At 46.7% G+C, this 24,502-nt stretch carries 24 protein-coding genes and 1 pseudogene; 16 read left to right on the forward strand and 9 right to left on the reverse strand.

What is annotated here, in order from left to right:
* Positions 1-87: 87 nt before the first annotated feature.
* Together NYE68_RS06870 and NYE68_RS06875 are read left to right on the forward strand one after the other, a co-directional pair.
* The gene (locus tag NYE68_RS06870) at positions 88-849 is read left to right on the forward strand and encodes a DeoR/GlpR family DNA-binding transcription regulator (protein ID WP_140957284.1); all 762 of its coding nucleotides are present in this window, start codon (positions 88-90) and stop codon (positions 847-849) included.
* Positions 850-866: 17 nt separating this feature from the next.
* Positions 867-1,550, forward strand: coding sequence for an HAD family phosphatase (locus NYE68_RS06875; protein ID WP_060675165.1), 684 nt, complete (start codon positions 867-869; stop codon positions 1,548-1,550).
* A 523-nt stretch (positions 1,551-2,073) separates the two neighbouring features.
* Here NYE68_RS06875 and NYE68_RS06880 read toward each other — a convergent pair.
* Complete coding sequence (locus tag NYE68_RS06880) at positions 2,074-2,406, reverse strand: hypothetical protein (protein WP_039251852.1); 333 nt, start codon at positions 2,404-2,406, stop codon at positions 2,074-2,076.
* Positions 2,407-2,507: 101 nt separating this feature from the next.
* Between NYE68_RS06880 and NYE68_RS06885 the strand changes: the two genes are divergently transcribed.
* A complete protein-coding gene (locus NYE68_RS06885; protein ID WP_324635932.1) occupies positions 2,508-3,143 on the forward strand; it encodes an MgtC/SapB family protein in 636 nt (211 codons plus the stop codon).
* Positions 3,144-3,229: 86 nt separating this feature from the next.
* On the opposite strand, the pseudogene NYE68_RS06890 reads toward NYE68_RS06885, so the two are convergent.
* From NYE68_RS06890 to NYE68_RS06905, 4 genes and pseudogenes are all read right to left on the reverse strand, one after another.
* Positions 3,230-3,370 (reverse strand): annotated as a pseudogene (locus tag NYE68_RS06890) (hypothetical protein); the annotation flags it as partial.
* 114 nt (positions 3,371-3,484) lie between these two features.
* Complete coding sequence (locus NYE68_RS06895; protein ID WP_007407314.1) at positions 3,485-3,658, reverse strand: YjfB family protein; 174 nt, start codon at positions 3,656-3,658, stop codon at positions 3,485-3,487.
* Between the two features lie 43 nt (positions 3,659-3,701).
* A complete protein-coding gene (locus NYE68_RS06900; RefSeq protein ID WP_020955665.1) occupies positions 3,702-4,103 on the reverse strand; it encodes a DUF2809 domain-containing protein in 402 nt (133 codons plus the stop codon).
* Between the two features lie 97 nt (positions 4,104-4,200).
* The gene (locus NYE68_RS06905) at positions 4,201-4,770 is read right to left on the reverse strand and encodes a YjgB family protein (protein ID WP_015417262.1); all 570 of its coding nucleotides are present in this window, start codon (positions 4,768-4,770) and stop codon (positions 4,201-4,203) included.
* Positions 4,771-4,894: 124 nt separating this feature from the next.
* Between NYE68_RS06905 and fdhF the strand changes: the two genes are divergently transcribed.
* The 4 genes from fdhF (at position 4,895) to NYE68_RS06925 (ending at position 10,996) form a co-directional block, all read left to right on the forward strand.
* Entirely contained in the window at positions 4,895-7,852 is a 2,958-nt protein-coding gene (gene fdhF / locus NYE68_RS06910) for a formate dehydrogenase subunit alpha (protein ID WP_324635931.1), read from the forward strand.
* Positions 7,845-8,387: a DUF1641 domain-containing protein gene (locus NYE68_RS06915; protein WP_012117344.1), complete on the forward strand. Its 543-nt coding sequence runs from the start codon at positions 7,845-7,847 to the stop codon at positions 8,385-8,387. Before fdhF ends, NYE68_RS06915 begins: the two co-directional genes overlap by 8 nt.
* 207 nt (positions 8,388-8,594) lie before the next feature.
* On the forward strand, positions 8,595-9,815 hold the full coding sequence (locus NYE68_RS06920; RefSeq protein ID WP_021494048.1) for a cytochrome P450: 1,221 nt from the start codon (positions 8,595-8,597) through the stop codon (positions 9,813-9,815).
* Positions 9,812-10,996, forward strand: coding sequence for a macrolide family glycosyltransferase (locus NYE68_RS06925; RefSeq protein WP_014417501.1), 1,185 nt, complete (start codon positions 9,812-9,814; stop codon positions 10,994-10,996). The genes NYE68_RS06920 and NYE68_RS06925 overlap by 4 nt, the downstream gene beginning before the upstream one ends.
* Before the next feature lie 42 nt (positions 10,997-11,038).
* Here NYE68_RS06925 and NYE68_RS06930 read toward each other — a convergent pair whose 3' ends face one another.
* Positions 11,039-11,224 carry a hypothetical protein gene (locus NYE68_RS06930; protein ID WP_110124656.1) on the reverse strand — a complete coding sequence of 62 codons (186 nt, stop codon included), beginning with the start codon at positions 11,222-11,224 and terminating at the stop codon, positions 11,039-11,041.
* 175 nt (positions 11,225-11,399) lie between these two features.
* Between NYE68_RS06930 and NYE68_RS06935 the strand changes: the two genes are divergently transcribed.
* Positions 11,400-12,218, forward strand: a complete 819-nt coding sequence (locus NYE68_RS06935) for a uroporphyrinogen-III synthase (RefSeq protein ID WP_021494045.1) — start codon at positions 11,400-11,402, stop codon at positions 12,216-12,218.
* A 25-nt stretch (positions 12,219-12,243) separates the two neighbouring features.
* Here the strand turns inward: NYE68_RS06935 and fetB are convergent, their stop codons facing one another.
* From fetB to NYE68_RS06950, 3 genes are read right to left on the reverse strand one after another with little or no spacing between them, the layout of a single operon-like run.
* Positions 12,244-13,005 carry an iron export ABC transporter permease subunit FetB gene (fetB, locus tag NYE68_RS06940; protein WP_053285041.1) on the reverse strand — a complete coding sequence of 254 codons (762 nt, stop codon included), beginning with the start codon at positions 13,003-13,005 and terminating at the stop codon, positions 12,244-12,246.
* A 1-nt stretch (position 13,006) separates the two neighbouring features.
* Positions 13,007-13,744, reverse strand: coding sequence for an ATP-binding cassette domain-containing protein (locus NYE68_RS06945; RefSeq protein WP_053285040.1), 738 nt, complete (start codon positions 13,742-13,744; stop codon positions 13,007-13,009).
* 25 nt (positions 13,745-13,769) lie between these two features.
* Positions 13,770-14,753, reverse strand: a complete 984-nt coding sequence (locus NYE68_RS06950; protein ID WP_053285039.1) for a multidrug resistance efflux transporter family protein — start codon at positions 14,751-14,753, stop codon at positions 13,770-13,772.
* A gap of 129 nt (positions 14,754-14,882) precedes the next feature.
* On the opposite strand from NYE68_RS06950, the gene NYE68_RS06955 reads away from it, so the two are divergent.
* The 8 genes from NYE68_RS06955 to NYE68_RS06990 all read left to right on the forward strand — a co-directional run bounded on the left by NYE68_RS06955 (position 14,883) and on the right by NYE68_RS06990 (position 24,469).
* On the forward strand, positions 14,883-15,380 hold the full coding sequence (locus NYE68_RS06955) for a cupin domain-containing protein (protein WP_014417507.1): 498 nt from the start codon (positions 14,883-14,885) through the stop codon (positions 15,378-15,380).
* Between the two features lie 386 nt (positions 15,381-15,766).
* Positions 15,767-16,183 carry a DUF1641 domain-containing protein gene (locus tag NYE68_RS06960; RefSeq protein ID WP_003154908.1) on the forward strand — a complete coding sequence of 139 codons (417 nt, stop codon included), beginning with the start codon at positions 15,767-15,769 and terminating at the stop codon, positions 16,181-16,183.
* Between the two features lie 39 nt (positions 16,184-16,222).
* Positions 16,223-17,401 (forward strand): NAD(P)/FAD-dependent oxidoreductase, encoded by a 1,179-nt coding sequence (locus NYE68_RS06965; RefSeq protein WP_014417508.1) that lies wholly within the window; start codon positions 16,223-16,225, stop codon positions 17,399-17,401.
* Between the two features lie 174 nt (positions 17,402-17,575).
* Positions 17,576-18,973 carry a glucuronate isomerase gene (gene uxaC / locus NYE68_RS06970; protein ID WP_324635930.1) on the forward strand — a complete coding sequence of 466 codons (1,398 nt, stop codon included), beginning with the start codon at positions 17,576-17,578 and terminating at the stop codon, positions 18,971-18,973.
* 24 nt (positions 18,974-18,997) lie between these two features.
* Entirely contained in the window at positions 18,998-20,383 is a 1,386-nt protein-coding gene (locus tag NYE68_RS06975) for an MFS transporter (protein ID WP_015417272.1), read from the forward strand.
* 76 nt (positions 20,384-20,459) lie between these two features.
* Positions 20,460-21,458, forward strand: coding sequence for a LacI family DNA-binding transcriptional regulator (locus tag NYE68_RS06980; protein WP_007407297.1), 999 nt, complete (start codon positions 20,460-20,462; stop codon positions 21,456-21,458).
* A gap of 75 nt (positions 21,459-21,533) precedes the next feature.
* The gene (locus NYE68_RS06985; protein WP_095284740.1) at positions 21,534-22,979 is read left to right on the forward strand and encodes a tagaturonate reductase; all 1,446 of its coding nucleotides are present in this window, start codon (positions 21,534-21,536) and stop codon (positions 22,977-22,979) included.
* Complete coding sequence (locus NYE68_RS06990; protein WP_033574555.1) at positions 22,976-24,469, forward strand: altronate dehydratase family protein; 1,494 nt, start codon at positions 22,976-22,978, stop codon at positions 24,467-24,469. Before NYE68_RS06985 ends, NYE68_RS06990 begins: the two co-directional genes overlap by 4 nt.
* Positions 24,470-24,502 lie beyond the last annotated feature (33 nt).

The following is a 24,502-nucleotide window of genomic DNA, read 5'->3' on the forward strand; positions in this document are numbered from 1 at the left end:
GATTATGTTGTTTGTTAGTGTTTGTTTTTGTTGACCGGAGTGCCGCGGTGTGTTAGATTGTGTGTAAAGTTGAGGGGATGATTGAACATGTTAAAAAAAGAGCGTCTTTTAAAAATCATCGATATCGTAAACTCGCGGGGGTTTATTACGGTGAGTGATATTATCGATGAATTGGCAGTTTCTGATATGACAGTGAGAAGAGATCTGGACGAGCTGGATAAGGCCGGAAAAATCGTACGTATTCACGGAGGCGCACAGAGCATATCTTATTCCATTGATCACGAATTATCGCATAATGAAAAACTGGGTGTTCAAATGGAGGAGAAGGAGAAGATCGCGGAACTCGCAGCTTCATATGTAAATGACGGCGATACCGTTTTTTTAGGGCCCGGCACGACGATTGAACTTTTAGCCAAACACCTGCTGCATAAGCGAATCAGGATTATCACAAACAACTATCCCGTATTTGATATTTTAAAACATGGTGACACTGCCGATACCATCCTGATTGGCGGCGATTTCCGAAAAAATACCGGTGCCTTCGTCGGGCCCATAGTGAACGGCAATCTGCAGAAATTCAATTTTACGAAAGCCTTCATCAGCGCCAACGGCATACATAATGATGAGATTTCTTCTTACAGCATTGAAGAAGGGGAAGCTCATCAAATCGCGCTGAATAATTCGCGGACGAAATTTTTGCTGGCGGATAATAAAAAATTCAACCGGGAAGATTTTTACGTATTCTATAACTTGCACGATATGGACTATCTGATTACGGATGATAAAGTGATGAAAGATGTTCAAATTCATTACGAGCAATATGTAGATGTCAAAATCGCAAAAAAATAAAAAAGGCGGGCGGTTCGATGAAAGGGGTTATTTTTGATTTCAACGGCACGATGTTTCAAGATTCGCATCTGCACGAAAAAGCATGGTTTTTCATGGTGAAAAAATACGCGCCGAAAACCATTTCTGATGAAGACATTTTCGTTAATATTCACGGGAGAACAAACAGTGAAATCCTGACGTATTTTATTTCCGGCGATTTAACAAATGAAGAAATCAAGAAGCTGTCTTTTGAAAAAGAAGCCTACTACAGAGAACTATGCCTTGAAAACAAAGATGAGTTAAAGCTGACGAAGGGACTGACCGGCGTATTGAACCATCTGAAAAAATCAGAAACGCCGATGACCATTGCCACGGCTACGGTAAAGGAAAATGTCGAGTTTTACTTTGACGTCTTTCAGTTGGATCGGTGGTTTGATTTTGACAAAGTCACGTTTGATGACGGGAGCTTCCCCGGAAAACCGGCGCCGGATATTTTTCTCATCGCATCGGAAAAGTTAGGCCTCAGACCTGAAGATTGCTTAGTCATTGAAGATGCCTTTTCGGGGCTCACAGCGGCGAAAAAAGCAGGTGCAGGCAAGATTATGGCCATTGATCCGCTCGGAAAAAACCGCGCGTTATTTGAAGAAAAACAGCTGGCGGGTGACGGGATACTGACAGATTTCACCTCGTTTTTTGAGGTGATTGCCGGACATTCTGTTTGAGAGATGCAGTTGGGAGGAACCACCAAATAAACAGCCCGCCAGCAATCGGGCAATTCTTCTTGTTACAATGACCACAGGTCTTGAGAAAGAATTTGATCTTTCAATGGAAGAGATTAAAGATTTTATCAGATGGTATGATCAAAAAAGTTCTGGAATAGGCTTATCTAGATATGTTATCGAGAAGCACTATAATAATATAGGCCCTTTTCAAAATAGAAGGGACCATATTGTTTTTGGGAACATTCTTACTTTTAATGTGAGTGAGTACACTTTAGATAAATAATTACCTGTTTTCCTTCTGCAGCCCTCTTTTTAAAAAGAGGGCTTTTTTTATGAGGTGCTTATTCTTTTTCAGTTGCGCTTTTGTTTTTGTATAATGATTTTCTCATTGAAGGCGGCATTTTTTGGATCAGAAAGGTGTTCGCTTTAATTGAGATATTGGCTGAATTTATAGATTCGCAGAGATAAAGGAAGTCGTAAAAGATATGCCGTTTGCGGATTTCAGCCTGTCTTTTGAGAAGGATCATTCTTCAATGACGCTTATTTCCCCCGTACCGAAAAAAAGTGAAACACGTTCTCCTCGCTTTTCATAGGTTTTGATAAGTCCTTCCTGCCCTATAAGTTTCCAGCCTTTTTCGGCTATTTCCAATTGGTATAAACCGCTCGGACCTTCTTCTTCTTTTGCGAAACGGTATGTATAGTTTGAAACGTATTTTCCTTTTTCATATTCCTTTGTTTTAGTGTGCATAGCGAATAATGGCACCGGGAAATCAGGGTGAGAAACAGATGCTTTATATCCTCCCAAAATAAATAAGCTAAATAACAATAATATAAAAAACCACAGAATAAATTTCATAAAACCTCCTTATGTCAATTAGTCGGTGCATTTTAAAAAAAGATACACCGCATGATTGGGGTGTAAAAGCGGGTAAGAAGATAAGGAAAGGAGAGAGACGGATGGAACTTGATTTTGTGATTCGTCTGGCGGTTGCGGGTCTGCTTGGGGCTCTTATTGGATTGGAGAGAGAATTCAGGGCGAAGGAAGCCGGTTTGAGGACGCATTTTTTAGTGGCCGTCGGCAGCGCTTTGATGATGATCGTTTCCAAATACGGCTTTTTTGATTTGTTATCCAACAGCCATACGTCCTTTGATCCGAGCCGGGTGGCGGCGCAGGTCGTCAGCGGCGTCGGATTTTTAGGAGCCGGCACGATTATTTTGCAGCGGCATGTCGTGCGGGGGCTTACGACGGCCGCGGGGATTTGGGCTACGTCGGGCATCGGGCTGACGATCGGGGCAGGTATGTATGTCATCGGCATCAGCGGCACGATTTTGGCGTTAATCGGGCTTGAACTGTTAAATTTTCTGTTTAAACCGGCGGCGCATTCTTTGTCTGTCAGTTTCAGGATTGAGGAGAAAGCCGTCATGCATGATATTTTAACTTCTCTTGAGGAAAAAGGAATTCTTATTACGTCCTATGAATTGAATAAGGCGGTGCTTGAAGTGAAGGGAAGGGTGAAAAGCAAAAGCGGGAAAGCGGTGGTAATGGAAAAAGTTCAAGCCCTCCCGTATATCCTGTCGGTCAAAGTTGAATAGCAGACAGGGGAAGCCTCCTGTCTGCGGTCATTTCTTTTCAAACATTAATACCAAGGATAGAACGGGATATACGGCCGCGGATAGTATGGATATGGTCTAGGATAATAATAAGGCGGCCGCGGATAGTATGGATATGGTCTGGGGAAATAATAAGGCGGCCGCGGATAATGATATGGCACCCGTTCGTGGCTCTCGGCTGTGTATTCATGATAGAAAGGATCGTACAAGAGGAAAACCTCCTTTTCAAATGTTTGGTTCCGTTTACCTTATTCCTGTATGCCCGGTATGGTGTACGTACAACGGGCAAAAAAAAGACGCCGGTTATCATCCGGCATCTTTTTTTACACTTTCACATCAATTGAATGTCCGGCAGTCGGGTGCTGGGACGGCAGCATTTTCACTGTTTCTTCCGCCGCAGCCTGTGCTTGCTGCATGACCGTTTTTGTTAAAGCGATATTTACATTCTGCGCCAGAGATGCCTGATGCATTGCGATTGATAACGCAGGGATATCCATAGCTTCCACCTCCTTATCCCTTCATATCGGCGGCATGCTCTGATTATGAAGGAGACTGGCGGTTTCTTTTTACGGCCCATTCTAAAAATGCGGCAGCGCATACCCCGAGGGTATAGGCGAAAATGTCACTCCAGACAAATTGCCAGCCGAGGATCAGCCCGCCGAGCGTGCTGCTTCTGATTGCGTCAATCCAAGGCGCGTGATACAGCTGGCTGCATTCAATCAGACAGCAAAACGAGAGGCTCAAAAATGCGGCTGTTTCCGTCCGGATGTTCCGAAACAAAAGCCCGAATCCTGTAAAAATCATTGCCGCCCACAAGGCATCTCCTAAATAAGCGTTTATGATGCCGGGCAATAGGGCGGTGATGTATGCGGTTCTGGACAGCAAACCGAGGGCGATGATAAAAACGGTACATATTCCGTATGTCAATGGATGTCTATTCACTTCACACTGTTCCCCTTTTTTTGTACTCCCATGTATTGTAAGGAACGACGGAAAAGCTGTCTATGAAAAAACGGCCCGGGAGGCCGCTTTTTTTGCGTTATCTGGCTTTTAGGTTGACGTGGTCTGCTTTTTGGTCACTGCCGATGACGAAGCGGAGCTCATACTGCCCCGTATGGTAGACGTAATCTGTTTCGCCCGTTTTTGGCACTGTCAGGATTTTGTCAGCGCTGCCGATTTGTTTGCTTAAGACGTCAGGTGTGACGCTGCCGAGGTTTAAGCGCCGCTCGACCCCTGTTCCGAAATAGCGTATTTCCGAGATTTTTCCGTTTTTATGATAGGAAAATCCATAACCGGGGTTTCCCATGTTCCAGCTGTATAAATCAAATGGATTGCGGCTGTCTGCTTTTTGTTCCGGCTCGCCGATTTTATCGTAAACGTCCTGTCTTGTGCTTTGGTTGATTTTCAGGCCTTTCACATTTTGCGGCATTTCCCCTTTAAACGCCGATTGGTAAAGGCTGTTCACCAGTTCTTGTGCACGTTGGTTTTCCGTTTTTGAAGCGGCTGCGGCGTGGACGGGCTGTGTAACCGAAAATGCTTCTGCGCCGAATGCGCATCCCGTGAGCATCACTGCCGATAATCCCGTGGCGAGTGTTTTTTTCTTCAACATATGTGAACGCCTCCTTTTTACCGCTCATACCCGTATGTTTCCTGAGATAAACGAGATGTTTTAGTGAAAGGCCGGCTGGGAATCATAGAGGATGTATAGAGGGGTACAGAAAGGGGAAGAGAAAATGGCTGATACAAAGAAGGTTACAATCAATGGGGTTGAAATGGAAGCGCCGAACGGCCAAACCGTTTTGCAGCTTTTGAACAATAGTTCAATTGACGTGCCGCACGTGTGTTATCACCCGAGTCTCGGGCCGATTGAAACGTGCGATACCTGTATCGTCAATGTTAACGGGGAACTGGTGCGTTCGTGTTCCGCGCAAATAAAGGACGGAGATGTCATCGATACGCTTTCGTCCGATGTAAAAAAAGCGCAGATTATCGGCATGGACAACATTTTGCACAACCATGAATTGTACTGCACGGTCTGTGATTACAACAATGGGAGCTGCGAAGTACATAATACCGTAAAGGAAATGAAAATCAATCATCAAAGCATTCCGTTCGATCAAAAACCGTATCCTAAAGATGAATCAAATCCGTTTTACCGATATGATCCCGACCAGTGCATTTTGTGTGGACGCTGCGTCGAGGCCTGTCAGGACGTACAGGTAACTGAAACGTTAAGCATTGATTGGGAGCGGAAACGCCCGCGGGTCATTTGGGATCAGGATGTGCCGATCAATGAATCATCATGTGTTTCCTGCGGACATTGTTCGACGGTATGTCCGTGTAATGCCATGATGGAAAAAGGCATGGAAGGCGAAGCGGGGTATTTAACAGGCATTAACCAAGAGACGCTTCGGCCGATGATTGACATCACAAAAGGCGTCGAAACCGGATACGGATCGATTTTGGCCATATCGGACATGGAATCGGCCATGCGGGATGAAAGAATCAAGAAAACGAAAACCGTATGCACTTACTGCGGTGTCGGCTGCAGTTTTGATATATGGACGAAAGGAAGAGACATTTTAAAGGTCGAGCCTCAGGCCGAGGCCCCAGCAAATGGCATTTCGACGTGTGTGAAAGGGAAATTCGGCTGGGATTTCGTCAATAGTGATAAGCGCCTTACCAAACCGCTTATCCGGGAAGGAGACTCGTTTCGGGAGGCGGAATGGGATGAAGCGCTGCAGCTGATCGCTGATAAATTTACCGATATAAAAGAACATTTCGGCCCTGACGCACTTGCCTTTATCACATCTTCCAAATGCACGAATGAAGAATCATACGTGATGCAGAAGCTTGCAAGAGCCGTCATCGGCACAAATAATGTCGACAACTGCTCACGCTACTGCCAGTCTCCCGCCACGGCCGGATTGTTCAGAACGGTCGGATACGGCGGTGATTCAGGGTCGATTACAGATATAGAAAAAGCTGAGCTCGTGCTGATAATCGGTTCAAATACGTCTGAGTCTCACCCCGTTCTGTCCACACGCATTAAACGTTCTCATAAACTGCACGGACAGAAGCTCGTCGTCGCTGACTTGCGAAAACATGAAATGGCCGAGCGCTCCGATGTGTTTTTCCAGCCGCGTGCCGGATCAGATATTGTCTGGCTGAATGCCGTATCGAAATATCTGCTTGATCACGATCTGGCGGATACTGCATTTCTGAAGGAGAGAGTGAACGGATTAGATGAATTCGTGAAAAGCCTTGAACCTTATACAATGGAATATGCGGAAAAACATACCGGTGTGGACAAGGATACCTTAATCAAAGTGGCCCGGATGATTCATGAAGCCGGCAGCGTGTGCGCACTGTGGGCGATGGGTGTCACCCAGCATATCGGAGGAAGTGATACGAGCACGGCCATTTCCAATATGCTTCTTGTGACCGGAAATTACGGCAAGCCCGGCGCAGGCTCATATCCGCTTCGGGGCCATAATAACGTGCAGGGAGCCAGTGATTTCGGCAGTATGCCTGACAGCTTCCCCGGCTATGAAAAAGTAACGGATGAAAAAGCCCGCAAAAAGTATGAACAGGGGTGGGGAGCAGACCTGCCGAAAGAAATCGGAATGACAAATCATGAAATGATCGAAGGCATCCACTCGGGAAAACTGAAGTGTATGTATGTAAAAGGGGAAGAAATGGGGCTTGTCGACTCCAATATTAACCATGTTCATGCCGCCTTTGAAAAGCTTGATTTCTTCGTTGTGCAGGATATCTTTCTTTCGCGTACGGCCGAGTTCGCCGATGTCGTGCTTCCGGCAAGCCCGAGCCTTGAAAAAGAAGGGACGTTTACGAATACGGAACGGAGGGTGCAGCGCCTTTACGAAGTGTTTGAACCGCTGGGCGATTCAAAGCCTGATTGGCAGATCATTACGGACATCGCCAACCGTCTGGGCGCTGATTGGCACTATGAACATCCGGCAGACATTATGGAAGAAGCGGCAATGCTTTCGCCGCTCTACGCAGGCGTCACTTACGAACGTCTCGAAGGCTACAATTCACTGCAATGGCCGGTTGCAGCGGACGGAACCGATTCACCGCTTTTATTTACGGATAAGTTCCCGTTTTCAGATGGCAAAGCGATTCTATATCCCGTTCAGTGGACCGAGCCGAAAGAATTTGGTGAAGAATATGATATCCATGTGAATAACGGGCGGCTGCTCGAGCATTTTCACGAAGGGAATCTGACTTACCGGTCAAAAGGAATATCCGAAAAAACACCGGGTGTGTTCCTTGAGGTCTCGCCCGAACTCGCCGAAGAAAGAGGGCTGGAAGACGGAACGCTTGTCCGTCTGACATCACCGTACGGAAATGTGAAAGTCAAATGCGTCATCACAGACAGGGTAAAAGGCAAACAAGTCTATCTCCCGATGAACGATTCAAAAGACGCTGCCATTAACCTTTTGACAAGCAGCTATGCGGATAAGGATACCGATACACCGGCTTATAAAGAAACATCAGCGAAGATGGAGATTTTGAAAAAAGAAGGCGTTAATCCGCTTCCGAAAATCAATTTCCGTTATGGAAACCCGCAGCCGCAGATCGGTGTCCGGGTTGAGCGGAAATGGGCGCGTAAAGATTATGTATTTCCGGGAGACGCCGTAAAAAGGGGGAAACAGCAAAATGGCTAAAGCAATCAGCGGCATCCGAAAACAGACCGTCACAGAAGAAGACAAACGAAAAAAGGACTTAGAAGAGATCGAGACGGCTCTTTTACGAAATAAAGACGCGATTTTGGAATCTCTGCACATTCTTCAGCACATGAACGAGCGCGGCGTTTTGGCGCTTCTGCGCGGGCTCTTCGGCCAGGGAGACAAAGTGATGGATATCCTGGTGAAGAAGGCGAATACTCCGGAAACGGCCAATATGCTGAAAAATCTCCTGCTGTTAAGCGGCGTTCTCGGCATGCTCGATGTAAAACAGCTTGAGCCGTTTATCGTTAAAATCAATGCGGGCGTCACAAAGGCCGTCGAGGAAAAAGACAGCGGCAGGAAGACGGGGTATTTTGATATCGTCCGCGCTTTAAAAGACCCGGAAATCAACAAGGCCGTCACTCTGCTGTTTTCTTTCCTGAAAGGCATGGGCGCTGATACGGACGATATGGAAAGAAATACGCAGCCTCCTGAAGACCAAAAGCAGCACCAGAAACCGCAGACGAATGAGTGAACATATCTCCCGAGCCTGGCCGAAGGCTCGGGTTTTTTGTGCGCTTCTGCTGTTTTCTTGGGAGAAATTTCACCTCCGGATTTATGACTTTTGTTGTGTTATGTTAATAGTTCAGGTTATGAATAGAAAAAAATTGAAAATATGTGCTAGGATAAAATTCAAGGTACGTCAACTATTCAAATATGAAACAATCAGGAGTGATGAAACATGAGTAAGCTGAGGAGCACGAGACAAGCCATCCAAAGAACCCTGATGAAAGGAAAAAACGGCCTGGACGTATACAACCCTTTTCCTTGGTACGAAAAAATGAGACGGGAAAGCCCTATACACTTTGATGAAGAAACGAAGGTTTGGAGTGTGTTTTTATACGATGATGTCAAAAAAGTCATCAGTGATAAAGAGACGTTCTCAAGCCTCATGACTGATGTGAAAAGCTCGATTGCAAAGTCCATGCTGAATATGGACCCGCCGAAGCATACCCAAATCAGATCTGCCGTCAATCGCGCTTTCACTCCCCGCGTCTTGAAGGAATGGGAGCCGAGAATTAAAGACATTACCGATCATCTCCTGAAACAGGCAAAGAACAAAGGGCGGATTGATATCGTTAAAGATCTCTCTTACCCTTTGCCGGTCATAGTGATTTCAGAATTATTAGGCGTTCCGTCCGAACGTATGGATCAGTTTAAAAAATGGTCGGACATTCTCGTCAGCATGCCGAAAGATGCGAGTCCTGAAGCGGCGGAGAAAAATCAGCAGGAACGTGACCAATGTGAGGCGGAGCTGGCGGCGTTTTTTGCGGAAATAATAGAAAGTAAACGAAAAAAGCCCGGCCAAGACATTATTTCTATTTTGATAAAAGAGGAAGAAGAGGGAGAGAAGCTCACGGCAGAAGATCTGATCCCGTTTTGCAACCTGCTTTTAGTGGCGGGAAATGAAACAACGACTAATCTCATTTCAAATGCGGTTTACAGCATATTAGAAACGCCCGGCCTTTATGAAGAGCTGAGACAGGACCCTTCTCTCATCGCGCAAACGGTGGAAGAAACGCTGCGTTTTCGCGCTCCCGCTCCGTTTGTCAGAAGGACGGTCCGGCACGACACTGAACTGCGCGGACGCCGCTTGAAAAGCGGGGAGATCGTTCTCTGCTACGTTGCATCTGCCAACCGTGATGAAAACAAATTTGAGAAGGCGGGCGTATTTGATATTCATCGCCAATCGAATCCGCACCTTTCCTTCGGATTCGGCGTACACTTCTGCTTAGGCGCTCCGCTTGCCAGACTTGAAGCGGAAGCCGCGCTGAAAGGAATTGTAAAAACCTTTTCACACCTTGAGCCCGTCGGGATTGAGCCGATCCGAAACAGTGTCATGTACGGGCTGGAGTCTTTAGAAGCGGAGATAAACGAAAATGAGGGAGAAGAAAAAAGATGAGAAAAACACACATCGCCATAATTAATGTGGCCGCTCACGGTCATGTCAATCCCACGCTGCCTGTAGCCGAGGAACTTGTCAATCGCGGGTATAAAGTGACATTCGCTACGACTGAGGAATTTGAAGCTTCCGTTGCCAAAACGGGCGCCATTCCCGTTTTATACCGCACAAGCATAAAGGCGGACCCGGAGACGATAAAAGAACGGGTAAATAAAAATGACGCGTTTGTGATGTTTCTGGAAGAAGCGGTTGAAGTGCTTCCGCAGTTGGAAGAGCTGTACAAAGACGACCTTCCTGACATCGTCCTGTTTGATTTTTTAGCTCTTGCCGGAAAATTGTTTGCGGATAATGGCGGCATCCCGGCCGTAAAGTTCTGCCCGAGCTATGCAATGAATGAGTATTTTCAATTAGGAAGAGACGAAGAAACACTGGAAGCGGCCAAACAGGCGATAGAAGAATATCAGGAGCAGATTGAAAATGAACAATTGAAACGGATGACAATGGAAGAATTTTTTATGCCTGAAAAACTGAATATTGTCTTTATGCCAAGGGCCTTTCAGCCGAAACAGGAAACCTTTGATGAACGATTCTGTTTTGTGGGTCCGTCTCTTGGAGAACGCACAAATACGGGAAGTCTGGAAATTGATGCAGCCGATGACCGTCCGCTTATGCTCATCTCACTGGGAACGGCGTTTAACGCCTGGCCTGAATTTTACCGGATGTGTATTGACGCGTTTCGGGACTCGGACTGGCGGGTTATTATGTCAGTCGGCACAACAATTGATCCGGAAAGTTTTTCGGATGTCCCCGATCACTTTATCATCCGCCAGCACGTTCCTCAGCTTGATGTGCTGGAGAAAGCAAAGCTGTTCGTATCTCACGGCGGGATGAACAGTACAATGGAGGCGATGAATGCGGGTGTCCCGCTCGTTGTCGTTCCGCAAATGCACGAACAAGAGGTCACCGCAAAGCGTGTGGATGAATTGGGGCTTGGCGTGCATCTGCCGCCGAAAGAAGTCACTGCGGCCCGTTTGCAAAAAGACGTTCAGAACGTATACGGCGATAAGAACATCCTCAGCCGCGTGAAAAGCATGCAGCAGAAAATAGAAGAAACCGGCGGCCCCAAACAGGCTGTTTGCGCCATTGAAGAATTTTTGAAAACGGCGGCCGTCGAAAATTGATTGAGAAACAGGCAGCGCACCGGAAGACGGCTGCCTGTTTTGTTATATGTTTTTCTTCATGCCGCATCTCCGGCATTCCCTCAAAAATTTTCCGCCCTTCACTGAACTTTTAAACAGCGTGTAGTCGCAATTGTCACATCGGCCGCTGTGAACATCAGGATATTCATTGAACTCATAAATGACCGAAGTATCGTATCTTTTTGTCTCGAACTCTTTTTTTGTTTCCATGATTGAAAGTCCCTCCGCGAATCAAATCGTTCTGCCCGGTTAATGATACAGCAACTGCACGGGGGATTCAACGGGAGCATAGCTTGATTTTCCCGGCTGATTGCGTAACAATAATAGAAATAAATGACGGCCTGCCATAGGGCGCCCGGCATCTGAAGGGAAGAAGAAAACAGCGATGGGAAAAGGATTGAACGGGAAACGGATTGCCATCGGCGGTTCGCGGAAAACAGAAGAGATCACAAAATTAATAGAAAAGCAGGGCGGAACGGCAGTCGTCCGTTCCCTCCAAGGAACCGTATACCTGGCGGAGGATCAAATTGAACCCGACGTAAGAACATTTGCCGGGCAAAAAGCCGATTGGGTGATATTCACCACAGGCATCGGTACGGAAACGTTATTGTCGGTATCAGAAAAAATCGGTCTGAAAGAAGAATTTTTAGCGGCCGTTCATGAAGCGAAAATCGGCTGCAGAGGCTATAAAACATATGCGGCCTTAAAAAAGCTCGGCATCACGCCGCATGCCTCAGATGAAGACGGTACAACAAGAGGGCTGATCCGCTCCTTGGAACGATTTGACTTTAAAGATAAAAAAGTCATGATACAGCTTCATGGCGAAAAAGCGCCGGTCTTAACGGAGTTCCTTGAGAAAAACGGAGCGGAGGTATTCCCTGTTCTGCCGTATCAGCATATTCCGCCTGAAAGGGAGACGGTCGATAAACTGCTGGGAGAGCTGTTAAACGGAGAGGTCGATGCCGTATGTTTTACGACAGCCATTCAAGTGCGCTCTCTCTTTGATTATGCAAAAGAAAAAGGGTTCACAAAAGAATTGCAGCAGGCATTCGAAAAACATGTGCTTGCCGCCGCAGTCGGCAAAGTGACGGCTGAAGCGATCCGGGATGAAGGGGTAAAGAGGGTCCTTGCTCCGGACATTGAGCGGATGGGAGCGATGATTATTGAATTATCCCGTTACTATGAATCTCTGACCTTGTCATAAACCATCATTCAGCAGGGAAAAAAGCCTACGCTTCCCTGCTGAATTTTTTTAATTGCCAGTGTTCCGTGAAAAGGGAAGGATATGTCAAGGCGCTGAGTATGATACATGTAAGAAGAGCGGAGGCCATCGTTGTAAAAACGATCAGCAGCTGAAAGCGCACCGCCTGTATCGGATCAGCCCCCGCTAAAATCTGCCCCGTCATCATGCCGGGAAGCTGAACGAGACCCAATGTTTTCTGGCTTTCAAGCGTCGGGATCATACTGAGCTTCATACTGGACGTCAATATCTGCCGGACGGCCTGCTTAGGCGTCCCTCCGAGAGAGAGAATCAGCTGGATTTCTTCTTTCCGCAGGTCTGCTTCCGAACTGAGCCGGCTTAAAAACAGGCTTGAGAGCACCATGGAGTTTCCGATGACCATACCGCTTATCGGAATGACATATCTTGAAGTGAACGGAATGATATGCAGGGTCAGTAAAAGTCCCTGCGTCACGGTTTCCGCGATCGCCAGTGTCAGAAAAACGCGCCAAAATGAGCCGATCCGTATTTTTTTCCGTTTGGCGACATTGTGCGAAGCGGCCGTGAGCATGAGAAGCACCATTAATATGATAAACACCGGGTGATCACCGCGAAAAATCAGCGACAGCACATAGCCGATGATGAGAAGCTGAATGACGGCCCTGACGGTTGCGACGATCATATCCTTTTCGACGCCGGCTTTAAAAGATTTAGACAGGAATAAAGCGATAATGACAAATATACTTGTTAGTAACAGAGAAAGATCATTCATATCAGCACCCGCTCCCTTGTAAAAGCGCCCGGGCCTTTTCGTGTTTCGGTTCTTTAAAGAACGTTTTCGTTTCCGCGGTCTCTAAAAGCCGTCCCTCAGCCATAAACCATACTGTATCGGATAATCGTTCCGCTTGTTCAAGGTTATGGGTGATCCACAGGATCGTCAGCTGTTTTTGCCGATGGAGTTTCGTAATCAGTTTCTCAATGGTGAGAACGGATGACGGGTCCAGCGCCGATGTGATTTCATCCAGCAGCAGGATGGACGGCAGTCCGGCGAGAGTTCGCGCTAATGAGAGCTTCTGCCGCTGACCTCCGGATAATTCTTTTGCATTTCGATCCAGAAGCCCGCGCGGAAGATCTGTAAAATCTGCGAGCTCTTCAGGCGTATAGTGCTGTGCCCCGTGGAGTTTTTCTGCGAGCAGAAGGTTGTCCCGCACCGTGCCGTCCATGACGGGAGCTGATTGAAATGCAAGGCCCGCGGTTTTTCTGAGCTCTCTGATGTCCCAGTGTCTTATTTCTTTTCCGAATACAAGCACTTCCCCTTCATCAGGTGTATTCATCAGATTGCAAAGTGACAGCAATGTGCTTTTTCCCGCGCCGGAAGGCCCTATCAACGCCGTGATAGAACCTTTTTGAATATGTCCGGTTACACGGCTTAGGACATCAAAGGACGTATTGTTTTGTTCAAAGCGTTTGCCGGCTGACAGAAAAGATATTGCCGGAGTTTCTTCTTTCATACAGGATGACACCTTTCGTAAAAAATCAGGAACCGGTGAGATTGGCTGACGTTTGCTCAGCCGTTTTCTGGTCTGTCTGCCGGGAAGCGAATGTATGCATGACCATTCCCGCAATAATAATGAACAGTCCGGCAAATGAAAGAAGTGACGGAAACACCGCGGATAAAAAGACGATTTCGCCGATCAGTGCAAAAAGAACCTCTCCGGACTGCGTCGCCTCAACAGCAGCGAGCTTCTGCGGCTCATTCCTCACCATATCGGTGGCGCGGAAAAATAATACTGTTGCGATAACGCCAGAACTGAGTGCGACGATAAAGGATTGGAATGTCTGTCCCATTGAGGGAAGCCCGTCTCTATGCCAGCCGAAAGCGGCGATCAAAAGCCAAAACGGAAGGCTTGCGAGCGTCATGCCGAGCACCCGCTGAAACGTATCGAGTTTTCCGCCGTATTGTTCCAGCATTTTGCGGTTGCCGAGCGGATAGGCAAAAGCGGCAATGACGACCGGCACCACGCTGAATAGTATCGTGCGGCCGGACAGAGAACCCGCATGCTGAAGCTGAATCAGACCGGCTCCGATCAGGATGATGACGGAAGTAACCAGCGAAATCAGCGGGATCTTTTGTCTGACAGAAACCGAGCCCGCCGGTGAATGTTTTGTTTCGTAGAAAAACGGCGACAGAAGCACACCCGCGACAATTGTAATCTGCCACGTGCCGGCGATCAGCCAGCCCGGCCCATATGCCGCCGCAAACGTAATCGGGGCATAAAACAGCACGAACCCGGTAAAACTCCACTTCAGCCAAAAAAACGGTTTTTTTCGGATTTCATGCCAGAGCGGCGCCCATTTTCCTTTCGCATAAACGATCAAAAATAAAAACGGAACCATAAAAAGAAAACGCAGGGAAGAGCTCCACATCCAGCTTCCGCCGGAAAGCTCCATCGCCCTGTTTAAAATAAAGGTGACTGCAAAAAACAGAGATGCCAATATTCCGATCACGATGGCTTTCATTAAATCCCTCATTTTGACACATATTTTTTTATACTATACTATTCACCGGCAGGCTTCGCAATGGAATATGAGAAAATAGCGTTTTAACAAATGATGAATGGGAAACAGACATATACGGAGGTGAAAACAGTGCAGAAAGAGGATATTCAAGTGCTTTATTTCGAAGATGACGGCCGCATTCCGAATAACCCGAATCTTCCGCTTGTTATTTATAAAGCGGTATTTAATGAAGAAACGGTACAAAAAGCAGAGTCCGTCCTCCGCCGGCACGATTGGTCGAACAGCTGGACGGGCGGAGTATTTCCGTATCACCATTTTCACAGCACCACGCACGAAGTTCTTGTCGCGGTAAAAGGAAACGCGGTTTTGAGGTTCGGCGGGGAACAAGGAGCGGACGCCGTTCTTCAAATGGGAGACGCAGCGGTCATTCCGGCCGGCACCGGACATAAAAAACTGTCGGGCAGTTCTGATTTTACCGTGATCGGGGCTTATCCGGGCGGCCGGCAGTACGATACAAAAACGGAGAAAAATGATAGAACTTCAGAAGAAATCAGCCGTGTCCCGCTCCCGGAATGCGACCCCTTTACGGGAAAATCGGGCCCGCTTTTAAAATTGTGGGAAAAATGACAGGGGAAAAGCGGATGGTCTGTAAAAAAATAGCCTAAAAGAAACGTTATTACACCCCCGCCATATAAATAATTTCATAAACGAAACAATTCACGTTCAAATTTTGTTCAAAAAGTGTTATTATATAAGAGTAAATCAAATTGGGGTTTTTTATGTTTGCTATTTTCAGAGAGGAAAAAGAAATTTTGACTTATTCAATTGTTTTTGTTGATATAAAAATAATACTGGATATGGCAAAGTGAAAAACTGGGTAGTAAACATTTATTTTTGTAAATGATTGTGCATGAATTCACAATCTTGCTTTTTCATGCTTTTCTGCATGAAGGGGGAAAGGCTACCCTTTCCAAAAAAATCAGCATACTGCTTATAGTAAAGGAGAATCGGATATGCCAGAAACAATCGATCAAACAAATGCATCTGTCAGCCAAGGCCAACGCGATCTTATTGATCAGCTGCTAAAACCTGAAGTTCAAGAATCACTGACTGTTTTAGTGGATCAGCTTCCAAAACTGACTGAGTTAGTAAATATTTTAACGAAGTCTTATGATTTTGCACAGTCTGTAGCGACAGACGAAGTATTGAAGAGCGATACAGTGGGTGCGCTTACAGAAATTCTTGAGCCGGTGAAAGAAACAGCGAAAGAAGTGGCGGCTACTGCGATCGAAGCAAAAGACCGCGCGGATGCAAGCAATGAAACGATCGGACTTTTCGGCCTGCTGCGCATGCTGAAAGATCCTCAAGCTCAAAAGCTGTTCCGTTTTGCTAACAGCTATCTTGAAATCATGAACGAAAAACAAAAATAATCTCAGATTCAAATTGATATAAAGGACGGAGGATATACGATGTCAAAACATATTGTCATTTTAGGCGCTGGTTACGGCGGAGTTCTTTCTGCTTTAACCGTTCGCAAACATTACAGTAAAGATGAAGCACGCGTAACCGTTGTGAACAAATACCCGACTCACCAAATCATTACGGAACTGCACCGCCTTGCAGCAGGCAACGTGTCTGAACAGGCTGTTGCTATGCCGCTTGAAAAACTTCTGAAAGGAAAAGACGTCGACATTAAAATCGCAGAAGTCAATTCTTTCTCAGTTGATAAGAAAGAAGTTGCCCTTTCTGACGGTTCTAAGCTGACTTATGACGCGCTTGTTGTCGGACTTGGTTCTGTTACGGCTTATTTCGGCATTCCTGGACTCGAAGAAAACAGCATGGTGCTGAAATCTGCTGCTGATGCCAACAAAGTATACAAACACGTGGAAGACCGTGTGCGTGAATACGCTAAAACGAAAAACGAAGCTGATGCAACGATCCTTATCGGCGGCGGCGGCTTAACAGGCGTCGAGCTTGTCGGTGAGCTTGCTGACATCATGCCGAACCTTACGAAAAAATACGGCGTAGATCCGAAAGAAATCAAACTGAAATTAGTAGAAGCAGGTCCGAAAATTCTTCCTGTTCTTCCTGATGACCTTATCGAACGCGCGACAAAAAGTCTTGAAAAACGCGGCGTTGAGTTCTTAACAGGTCTTCCTGTTACAAATGTTGAAGGAAACGTTATTGATCTGAAAGACGGTTCAAAAGTCGTTGCCAACACATTTGTATGGACAGGCGGCGTACAAGGCAACCCGTTAGTCGGCGAATCCGGCCTTGAAGTGAACCGCGGCCGTGCGACGGTTAACGATTTCTTACAATCTACTTCTCACGAAGATGTATTCGTTGTCGGAGACAGCGCTGTATACTTTGCGCCGGACGGCCGTCCGTACCCGCCGACAGCGCAAATCGCTTGGCAGATGGGTGAACTTGTCGGTTACAACCTGTTCGCTTACTTAGAAGGAAAAACGCTTGAAACATTCAAGCCTGTAAACTCTGGTACGCTTGCAAGCCTCGGACGTAAAGACGCGGTTGCCATCATCGGAGCGAACTCTACTCCGCTGAAAGGTCTTCCGGCATCTTTAATGAAAGAAGCAAGTAACGTACGTTATTTAACACATATCAAAGGATTATTCAGCCTCGCTTACTAATTCTTAAGATCACACAGAAGACATTGCCGGACTTTCTCGGCAGTGTCTTTTTTTAACGGATACAATTTTCTGAAAAATAAAATAAAAATGATTGATATGTGAGAAAGAGGAAGCTAAAATAAAAAAGAACCATTTTGTTAACGTTAACATTTTTTTAAGAGGGAGGATGAAAGTATGAAAGCTTTTATGGGTGATGATTTTTTACTGGATAGTAAAACGGCCGTAAAGCTGTACCGGGAATACGCTGAAAACATGCCGATCATTGATTATCACTGTCACTTAAGCCCAAAGGAAATCTATGAAAATAAAACCTTCGCAACGATTACGGAGGCATGGCTTTACGGTGACCACTACAAGTGGCGGATCATGAGGGCCAACGGCATTGAAGAGCGCTGTATTACCGGAAACGCTTCAGATGAAGAGAAGTTTTTCGCCTGGGCAAAAACGGTGCCGATGGCGATAGGCAATCCGCTGTACAGCTGGACGCATTTAGAGCTGCAGCGCTGGTTCGGCATTTATGACGTATTGAATGAAAAAACGGCCGCGGCAATTTGGAAAAAAACGAATGAGCTCCTGCAGGGAGACGGGTTTGGCGCAAGGGATCTCATTCTGAAATCAAATGTCAAAGTCATTTGCACAACCGACGATCCTGCCGATGCGCTGACATACCACGAACTGTTGAAAGAAAGTGATTTTCCGGTTCAAGTGCTGCCCGGATTTCGGCCTGACAAAGGACTGGACATCAGCAGCCCGGGTTTTGCCGATTGGGTCCGTTCGCTGGAGAGCGCTTCCGGAATGGCTGTCACCACCTACCAATCGTATTTAGATGCGTTAGAATCCCGCGTCCGCTTTTTTCACAATGCCGGGGGAAGAGTGTCGGATCACGCATTAGATCAAATGGTTTATGCCGAGACGACCGAAGAGGAAGCGGCCCGGATTTTTGCCGCCGGATTAAGCGGAGAGCATGTATCTTTTGAAGATGAAAAGAAATTCAAAACACGGACGCTGCAATATCTTTGCGGTCTTTACGCCGAACTGGACTGGGCGATGCAGTTCCATATTAACGCGTTAAGAAATACCAATACAAATAAGTTCAGCAGCCTCGGTCCTGATACGGGATATGACTCAATTAATGATGAACGTATCGCAAAACCGCTTGCCCGGCTGTTAGATTCCGCCGAAAAAAAGCGGCAATTGCCTAAAACGATTTTGTATTCTTTGAATCCGAATGACAACTATATTATCGCCAGCATGATCAACAGCTTTCAGGATGGGAAAACACCGGGGAAAATTCAATTCGGCACAGCCTGGTGGTTCAATGACACGAAAGATGGAATGCTCCAACAAATGAAAGCGTTATCAAACATGAGCCTGTTCAGCCGTTTTATCGGGATGCTGACGGATTCAAGAAGTTTCCTGTCCTATCCCCGCCATGAATACTTCAGGCGGCTTGTCTGCACGCTGATCGGCGGCTGGGCGGAACAAGGCGAAGCGCCTTACGATATGGAGCTTTTAGGAAAGATTGTCGAGGGGATTTGTTACCGGAATGCTGAGGAATATTTCCGCTTTTAAAAAATGGAATGAAAGAGGTGGCCTATGAGTAATGTGCCTGTCGTGACAGCACCTGCCGCAAAAGTGAAGGAGCATAAGCTGAGTCTGAAAGAAAAAGTATCCTATGGTTTTGGAGATTTTGGGAACGGATTTATGTTTGATCTCGGGCAGATCTATTTGCTGAAGTTTTTCACAGATGTCGCAGGCATTCCGGCAGCGTTCGCCGGCAGTATTTTTTTGGTCAGCAAGCTGTTTGCGGCTTTGACTGATCCGATTGTCGGCTCGGCCATTGACTACAGAAAAAAGATCGGACCCCGGGGGAAATTCAGGCCGTACTTATTATTCGGAAGTATTATTCTTGCGGTCATGACCGTATTGATTTTTGTGTCACCGGACGTGAGCGTCACCTGGAAGCTTGTGTACGCCTATGCTTCTTACATGCTGTGGGGGATCGCTTATTCTTTCGTCAATATTCCGTACGGCTCCCTCGGCGCGGCCATTACACAGGATGCGGAGGACAGAACGGCGCTTTCCGCATTCCGCCAGATAGGCTCCCTCGGCGCGCTGCTCATTACAAGTGTCATCGTCATCCCGATTCTTGTTCATTTTGATAACGTTCACATCGGCTACCCGGCAGTCATGGGAATGATGGCCGTAATCGGAATCGCGGGATTTATGATCTGCTACCGAAACTGCAAAGAAAGAATTATCGTCCGTGAAGCGCCGAAAGAAAAGCTGTCCGTCATGTCGGTTTTCAAATGCTTTATCGGCAACAAACCGCTTCTGACCGTCGTTTTCATGACGATTTTCTCAATATCGGCATACAACATTAAATCCGCTATGCTTGTTTACTTCGCCCAGTACAATCTCAACAATGCGGAGCTGATGTCCTACATGAGTTTTATCATCATCGGTTCTTCATTTTTAGGTGTTTTGTTTATGCCGAAACTCGTCAAACATTTCGGAAAAAAGCAAACGGTGATGATCGGTTTTGCCGTCAGCGCCGCGGCTGATGCGCTGAATTTCTGTCTGCCGTCAAACGTATTTATCTTTACGGCGTTAGCGAGCATTGCTTTTATCGGGATCAGCATACCAAACGGCATTACGTGGGCGCTTGTGTCGGACATTATTGATTACGGAGAATGGAAGACGGGTGAACGGAAGGAGGCGACGACATATTCGCTTTTCAACTTCTCCAGAAAACTCGCCCAATCTTTATCAGGTTTTCTTTCAGGCATCGGGCTGAGCGTTATCGGCTATATCCCGAATGCATCTCAGACAAAAGGCACGTTAATCGGGATTAAAGGGCTTCTGCTGCTGTACCCGGCTTTCGCTTTAGCGTGCGCCATGCTGATTATCGGTTTAATGTATAAACTGACGGACCGGCAGCATGCCGAGCTCGTTCAGGACTTACATCATGCAAAACCTTAACTTTAGTGATTTTATGGACTGTCCGTTAATGGTACAATAGAAATAAATGACAGCATACAGAAAGAAAGGAAAAACGATGGTAACCATAAAAGATATCGCAAAACTCGCCAACGTATCCCACACAACCGTATCCCGGGCACTTAACGGCAGCCCCTACATTAAAGAGCATACAAAACAGAAAATATTAGAGCTCGCTTCACAGCTGAATTACACACCGAATGTAAATGCAAAAAGCCTTGCCATGCAAAAGTCCCATACGATCGGGCTGTTTTTTACAAGCATCACAAACGGAACCTCACACAGCTTTTTTTCCGATACCATCAAAGGTGTAAACCGCACAATCAGTGAGGAATACAATTTGTTCGTCCGCGCGATTGACGACCTGAAAAGCTTTGAAACCATTACGCCCATGAGATATGACGGAATCATTTTAATGAGCCAAAGCGACAGTGATAATTCATTTATTTATCATATCCGCGAGAAAAACATCCCGCTTGTCGTGCTGAACCGGGATATTGATGACCGGAGCATCACGAATATCCTGTCAAACGATAAAGAAGGCTCCAGACAGGCGGTCGACTGCCTGATCGCAAACGGACACAGAGATATCGCGATCATTGAGGGAAAGGAAGGATTCAGGTCAACTTCTCAGCGGAAAGAAGGCTATTTGACATCTTTAATTGATCATTCTATTCCGATTAAGCATGAATACAGTGTAAAAGGCCGCTATGATATGGAAAGCGGCAGTCAGGCGATGGAAAAACTCTTGGCGCTTCAATCACCGCCTACGGCTGTTTTTTGTTCAAACGATGATATGGCGATCGGGGCGATGAACGCCATTTTCGCCAAGGGCCTGAACGTTCCGGAAGATATATCCGTTATCGGGTTTGATGACATCGGCATTTCCCAATACATGACGCCGAGGCTTTCGACAGTAAAACGCCCGGTTGAAAACATCAGCATACTCGGCGCAGAGAAGATTTTGGCGCTAATCGCCGACCCGGATACGGCGGCGGAAAAAATATACGAAAACACCGAGGTGATGATAAGAGATTCCATTAAAAAACTCACATAACGGCCCGTCTGATTATCCGGGTTTTCGAACTGTAAAATGTTAACGTGTGCATAAATACAGAAGGAGGCGGACAGCTTGCGGCAGCTGAATAAAAAGATGTGCGGCGAATACATTCAATATCCTGAAAAAGTCCTTCAGTTCGGTGAAGGCAACTTTTTGCGGGCTTTCGCTGACTGGCAGATCGATCAATTGAATCAATTGACGGATTTTAACGGAAGCGTGGTCGCCGTACAGCCGAGAGGCTCTGAGAAAATCAAACGTTTAAACGAACAGGACGGTTTATTTACGCTTTTTTTGCAGGGGATAAAGGACGGAAAACCGGCTGAAGAACACACGATCGTCAAATCCATCAGCCGCGGCATTGATCTTTTTTCTGACTATGATTCCTTTAAACGGCTGGCAGCACAAGAGGATCTTCGTTTTATCATTTCCAATACGACGGAAGCGGGAATTACGTTGGAGAAAGGCGACCGGCTTGAGGATAGACCTCAAAAAACATTCCCCGGGAAATTAGCGGCGTTCCTTTATTTCCGCTATAAGGCATTTGCGGGTGACGCCGAGAAAGGGTGTATAGTGCTTCCATGTGAACTGGTCGAAGAAAACGGACGGAAACTGAAGGCGGCCGTGCTTCAATATGCCGGGCTGTGGGAGCTGGAACCTGATTTTACTCAATGGATTCATGACGCGAACATCTTCTGCAATACCCTCGTGGATCGGATTGTTCCCGGATTTCCTGTTGATACCGCGGAAGAACTTACCGATTTTCTCGGATACGAAGACCGTCTGCTTGTGGTTGGTGAGCATTATTATTTGTGGGTGATAGAAGGGCCGGAACAGCTTCAGAATGAGCTTCCTTTTGCTGAGGCCGGGCTGAACGCACTGATCACATCTGACCTTACGCCTTACAGGACAAAAAAGGTGAGAATCTTAAACGGCGCTCACACGGCATTGGCGCCAGTGGCTTTACTATACGGACTGCAAACCGTCCGGGAAGCGGCTGAGCACGAGGTGACGGGCAGATTCATCGAAGAGCTGATCAATGAAGAAATCCTCCCTGTGCTGCAAATGGAGGGTGTCACCCAATACGCGGCAGACGTGTTACAGCGGTTTAAAAACCCTTATATCCACCATTATCTGCAAAGCATTACCCTTAACGCCGCCGCGAAATTCAAAACAAGAAACCTGCCGACGCTGAGGGCTTATATCGAACAGGAGGGCCGGCTACCTGAGAAGCTGGTATTTTCGTTCAGCGCCATGATCTATTCATACTGGAACGGACCGAACAAACCGGCAGACGGCGAGGAGGTTCTTAACCGTTTTCAAATGGCGCGGTCCCGTTGCAAAGATGATATGTTTCAAGCGGCATCTGCCATATTAGGAGAAGAGCGATTGTGGGGGAAGAATCTGAATCATCTTCCGGGGCTGACTGAACGAACGGCTTTTTTTCTGTCTGTCATTCATAAGCGGGGTATGAAGCATGCGTTACATGAATGCTGCGGAAAAAAGGGGGAAGTGAAATGAAAGAGGTCATAAAAATCCATAAAAACGATAACGTGCTTCTCGCCATGCGCCATTTTAACAAAGGAGAGCGGCTGCATACAGACGGACTGACGATTGAAGTGAAGGACCCTGTCAAGCGGGGGCATAAAATCGCGCTGCAAACCATTGAAGAAAACGGCAGCATCATTAAATACGGTTTTTCGATCGGGCGTGCGACAAGGCGGATTTCGGCCGGCGAGCATATTCATGCCCATAATCTGCAAACGAATTTATCCGATGTGCAAGAATACACGTATTCACCGCGCTTCGAGGACAATCCTTTTACAAATGAGAACCGGACATTTAAAGGTTACAGAAGAGAAAACGGTACATTCGGCGTCCGGAATGAACTGTGGATCGTGCCTACAGTCGGCTGCATAAACGGCGTCGCTGAGAAAATCCTGCAGCGCTTCGTAAAAGAGACGAAAGACATTGCGCCCTTTGATAATGTGCTGGTTTTAAAGCATCAATACGGATGCTCCCAGCTTGGCGATGATCATGAGAATACGAAACAAATGCTGATAAACGCCATCCGCCATCCAAATGCGGGCGGTGTGCTGGTTTTAGGGCTCGGCTGTGAAAATAATGAGCTGGCGGCGATTAGGGAAACCCTTTCTGAAGTGAACGGAGATCGTGTGAAATTTCTCGAATCACAAGCTGTCACAGATGAAATTGAAGCGGGGACTGCGCTTCTTAAAGAGATACATCTTACGGCAAAGGGAGATAAACGTGAGGAGATTCCGCTGTCAGAATTGAGCATCGGATTGAAATGCGGCGGGTCGGACGGTTTTTCCGGCATTACGGCAAACCCTTTATTAGGGAGATTTTCAGACTACTTGATTGCACAGGGAGGGAGCACGGTCTTAACGGAGGTGCCTGAGATGTTCGGCGCTGAGACGATTCTCATGCAGCGCGCGGCGAGTGAAGAAGTGTTTCATAAAACAGTCCGATTGATCAATGATTTCAAGCAATATTTTATGAAGCACGAGCAGCCGATTTATGAAAACCCGTCACCAGGGAATAAGGAAGGCGGCATTTCAACGCTCGAAGACAAGTCGCTCGGCTGCACCCAAAAAGCCGGTCTTGCACCGGTTTCTGATGTGCTGACATACGGTGAAACACTGAAAACAAAGGGATTGACACTGCTCAGTGCGCCCGGCAATGATTTAATCGCTTCTTCAGCGCTCGCCGCGGCGGGCTGTCACATCGTTTTGTTTACAACCGGAAGAGGCACGCCGTTCGGCACATTTGTCCCGACTGTGAAAGTATCAACAAATACCGATTTATTTCAATCAAAGCCTCATTGGATTGATTACAACGCGGGGAGATTGGCGGAAGACCAAACAACAGAAGATCACATTATAAGAGATTTTATTCAATACATCATCAAAGTTGCAAGCGGAGAATTCGTCAATAACGAAAAAAACGATTTTCGGGAGCTTGCAATCTTTAAGTCCGGTGTGACGTTATAAGGGAAAAGGCGATCTGACAACAGACCGCCTTTT

This window comes from Bacillus sp. FSL R5-0447 (assembly GCF_038606125.1).
Taxonomy (GTDB): Bacteria; Bacillota; Bacilli; order Bacillales; family Bacillaceae; genus Bacillus; species Bacillus velezensis.

What these genes read in the sequence shown, in the direction of transcription:
- NYE68_RS06980 (WP_007407297.1), top strand. Translation starts at nt 20,460, where the DNA reads ATGGTAACCATAAAAGATATCGCAAAACTCGCCAACGTATCCCACACA.
- fetB (WP_053285041.1), bottom strand. Translation starts at nt 13,005, where the DNA reads ATGAATGATCTTTCTCTGTTACTAACAAGTATATTTGTCATTATCGCT.
- fdhF (WP_324635931.1), top strand. Translation starts at nt 4,895, where the DNA reads ATGGCTGATACAAAGAAGGTTACAATCAATGGGGTTGAAATGGAAGCG.
- NYE68_RS06935 (WP_021494045.1), top strand. Translation starts at nt 11,400, where the DNA reads ATGGGAAAAGGATTGAACGGGAAACGGATTGCCATCGGCGGTTCGCGG.
- NYE68_RS06870 (WP_140957284.1), top strand. Translation starts at nt 88, where the DNA reads ATGTTAAAAAAAGAGCGTCTTTTAAAAATCATCGATATCGTAAACTCG.
- NYE68_RS06915 (WP_012117344.1), top strand. Translation starts at nt 7,845, where the DNA reads ATGGCTAAAGCAATCAGCGGCATCCGAAAACAGACCGTCACAGAAGAA.
- NYE68_RS06885 (WP_324635932.1), top strand. Translation starts at nt 2,508, where the DNA reads ATGGAACTTGATTTTGTGATTCGTCTGGCGGTTGCGGGTCTGCTTGGG.
- NYE68_RS06880 (WP_039251852.1), bottom strand. Translation starts at nt 2,406, where the DNA reads ATGAAATTTATTCTGTGGTTTTTTATATTATTGTTATTTAGCTTATTT.
- NYE68_RS06875 (WP_060675165.1), top strand. Translation starts at nt 867, where the DNA reads ATGAAAGGGGTTATTTTTGATTTCAACGGCACGATGTTTCAAGATTCG.
- NYE68_RS06990 (WP_033574555.1), top strand. Translation starts at nt 22,976, where the DNA reads ATGAAAGAGGTCATAAAAATCCATAAAAACGATAACGTGCTTCTCGCC.
- NYE68_RS06950 (WP_053285039.1), bottom strand. Translation starts at nt 14,753, where the DNA reads ATGAAAGCCATCGTGATCGGAATATTGGCATCTCTGTTTTTTGCAGTC.
- NYE68_RS06975 (WP_015417272.1), top strand. Translation starts at nt 18,998, where the DNA reads ATGAGTAATGTGCCTGTCGTGACAGCACCTGCCGCAAAAGTGAAGGAG.
- uxaC (WP_324635930.1), top strand. Translation starts at nt 17,576, where the DNA reads ATGAAAGCTTTTATGGGTGATGATTTTTTACTGGATAGTAAAACGGCC.
- NYE68_RS06905 (WP_015417262.1), bottom strand. Translation starts at nt 4,770, where the DNA reads ATGTTGAAGAAAAAAACACTCGCCACGGGATTATCGGCAGTGATGCTC.
- NYE68_RS06930 (WP_110124656.1), bottom strand. Translation starts at nt 11,224, where the DNA reads ATGGAAACAAAAAAAGAGTTCGAGACAAAAAGATACGATACTTCGGTC.
- NYE68_RS06945 (WP_053285040.1), bottom strand. Translation starts at nt 13,744, where the DNA reads ATGAAAGAAGAAACTCCGGCAATATCTTTTCTGTCAGCCGGCAAACGC.
- NYE68_RS06895 (WP_007407314.1), bottom strand. Translation starts at nt 3,658, where the DNA reads ATGGATATCCCTGCGTTATCAATCGCAATGCATCAGGCATCTCTGGCG.
- NYE68_RS06925 (WP_014417501.1), top strand. Translation starts at nt 9,812, where the DNA reads ATGAGAAAAACACACATCGCCATAATTAATGTGGCCGCTCACGGTCAT.
- NYE68_RS06960 (WP_003154908.1), top strand. Translation starts at nt 15,767, where the DNA reads ATGCCAGAAACAATCGATCAAACAAATGCATCTGTCAGCCAAGGCCAA.
- NYE68_RS06965 (WP_014417508.1), top strand. Translation starts at nt 16,223, where the DNA reads ATGTCAAAACATATTGTCATTTTAGGCGCTGGTTACGGCGGAGTTCTT.
- NYE68_RS06920 (WP_021494048.1), top strand. Translation starts at nt 8,595, where the DNA reads ATGAGTAAGCTGAGGAGCACGAGACAAGCCATCCAAAGAACCCTGATG.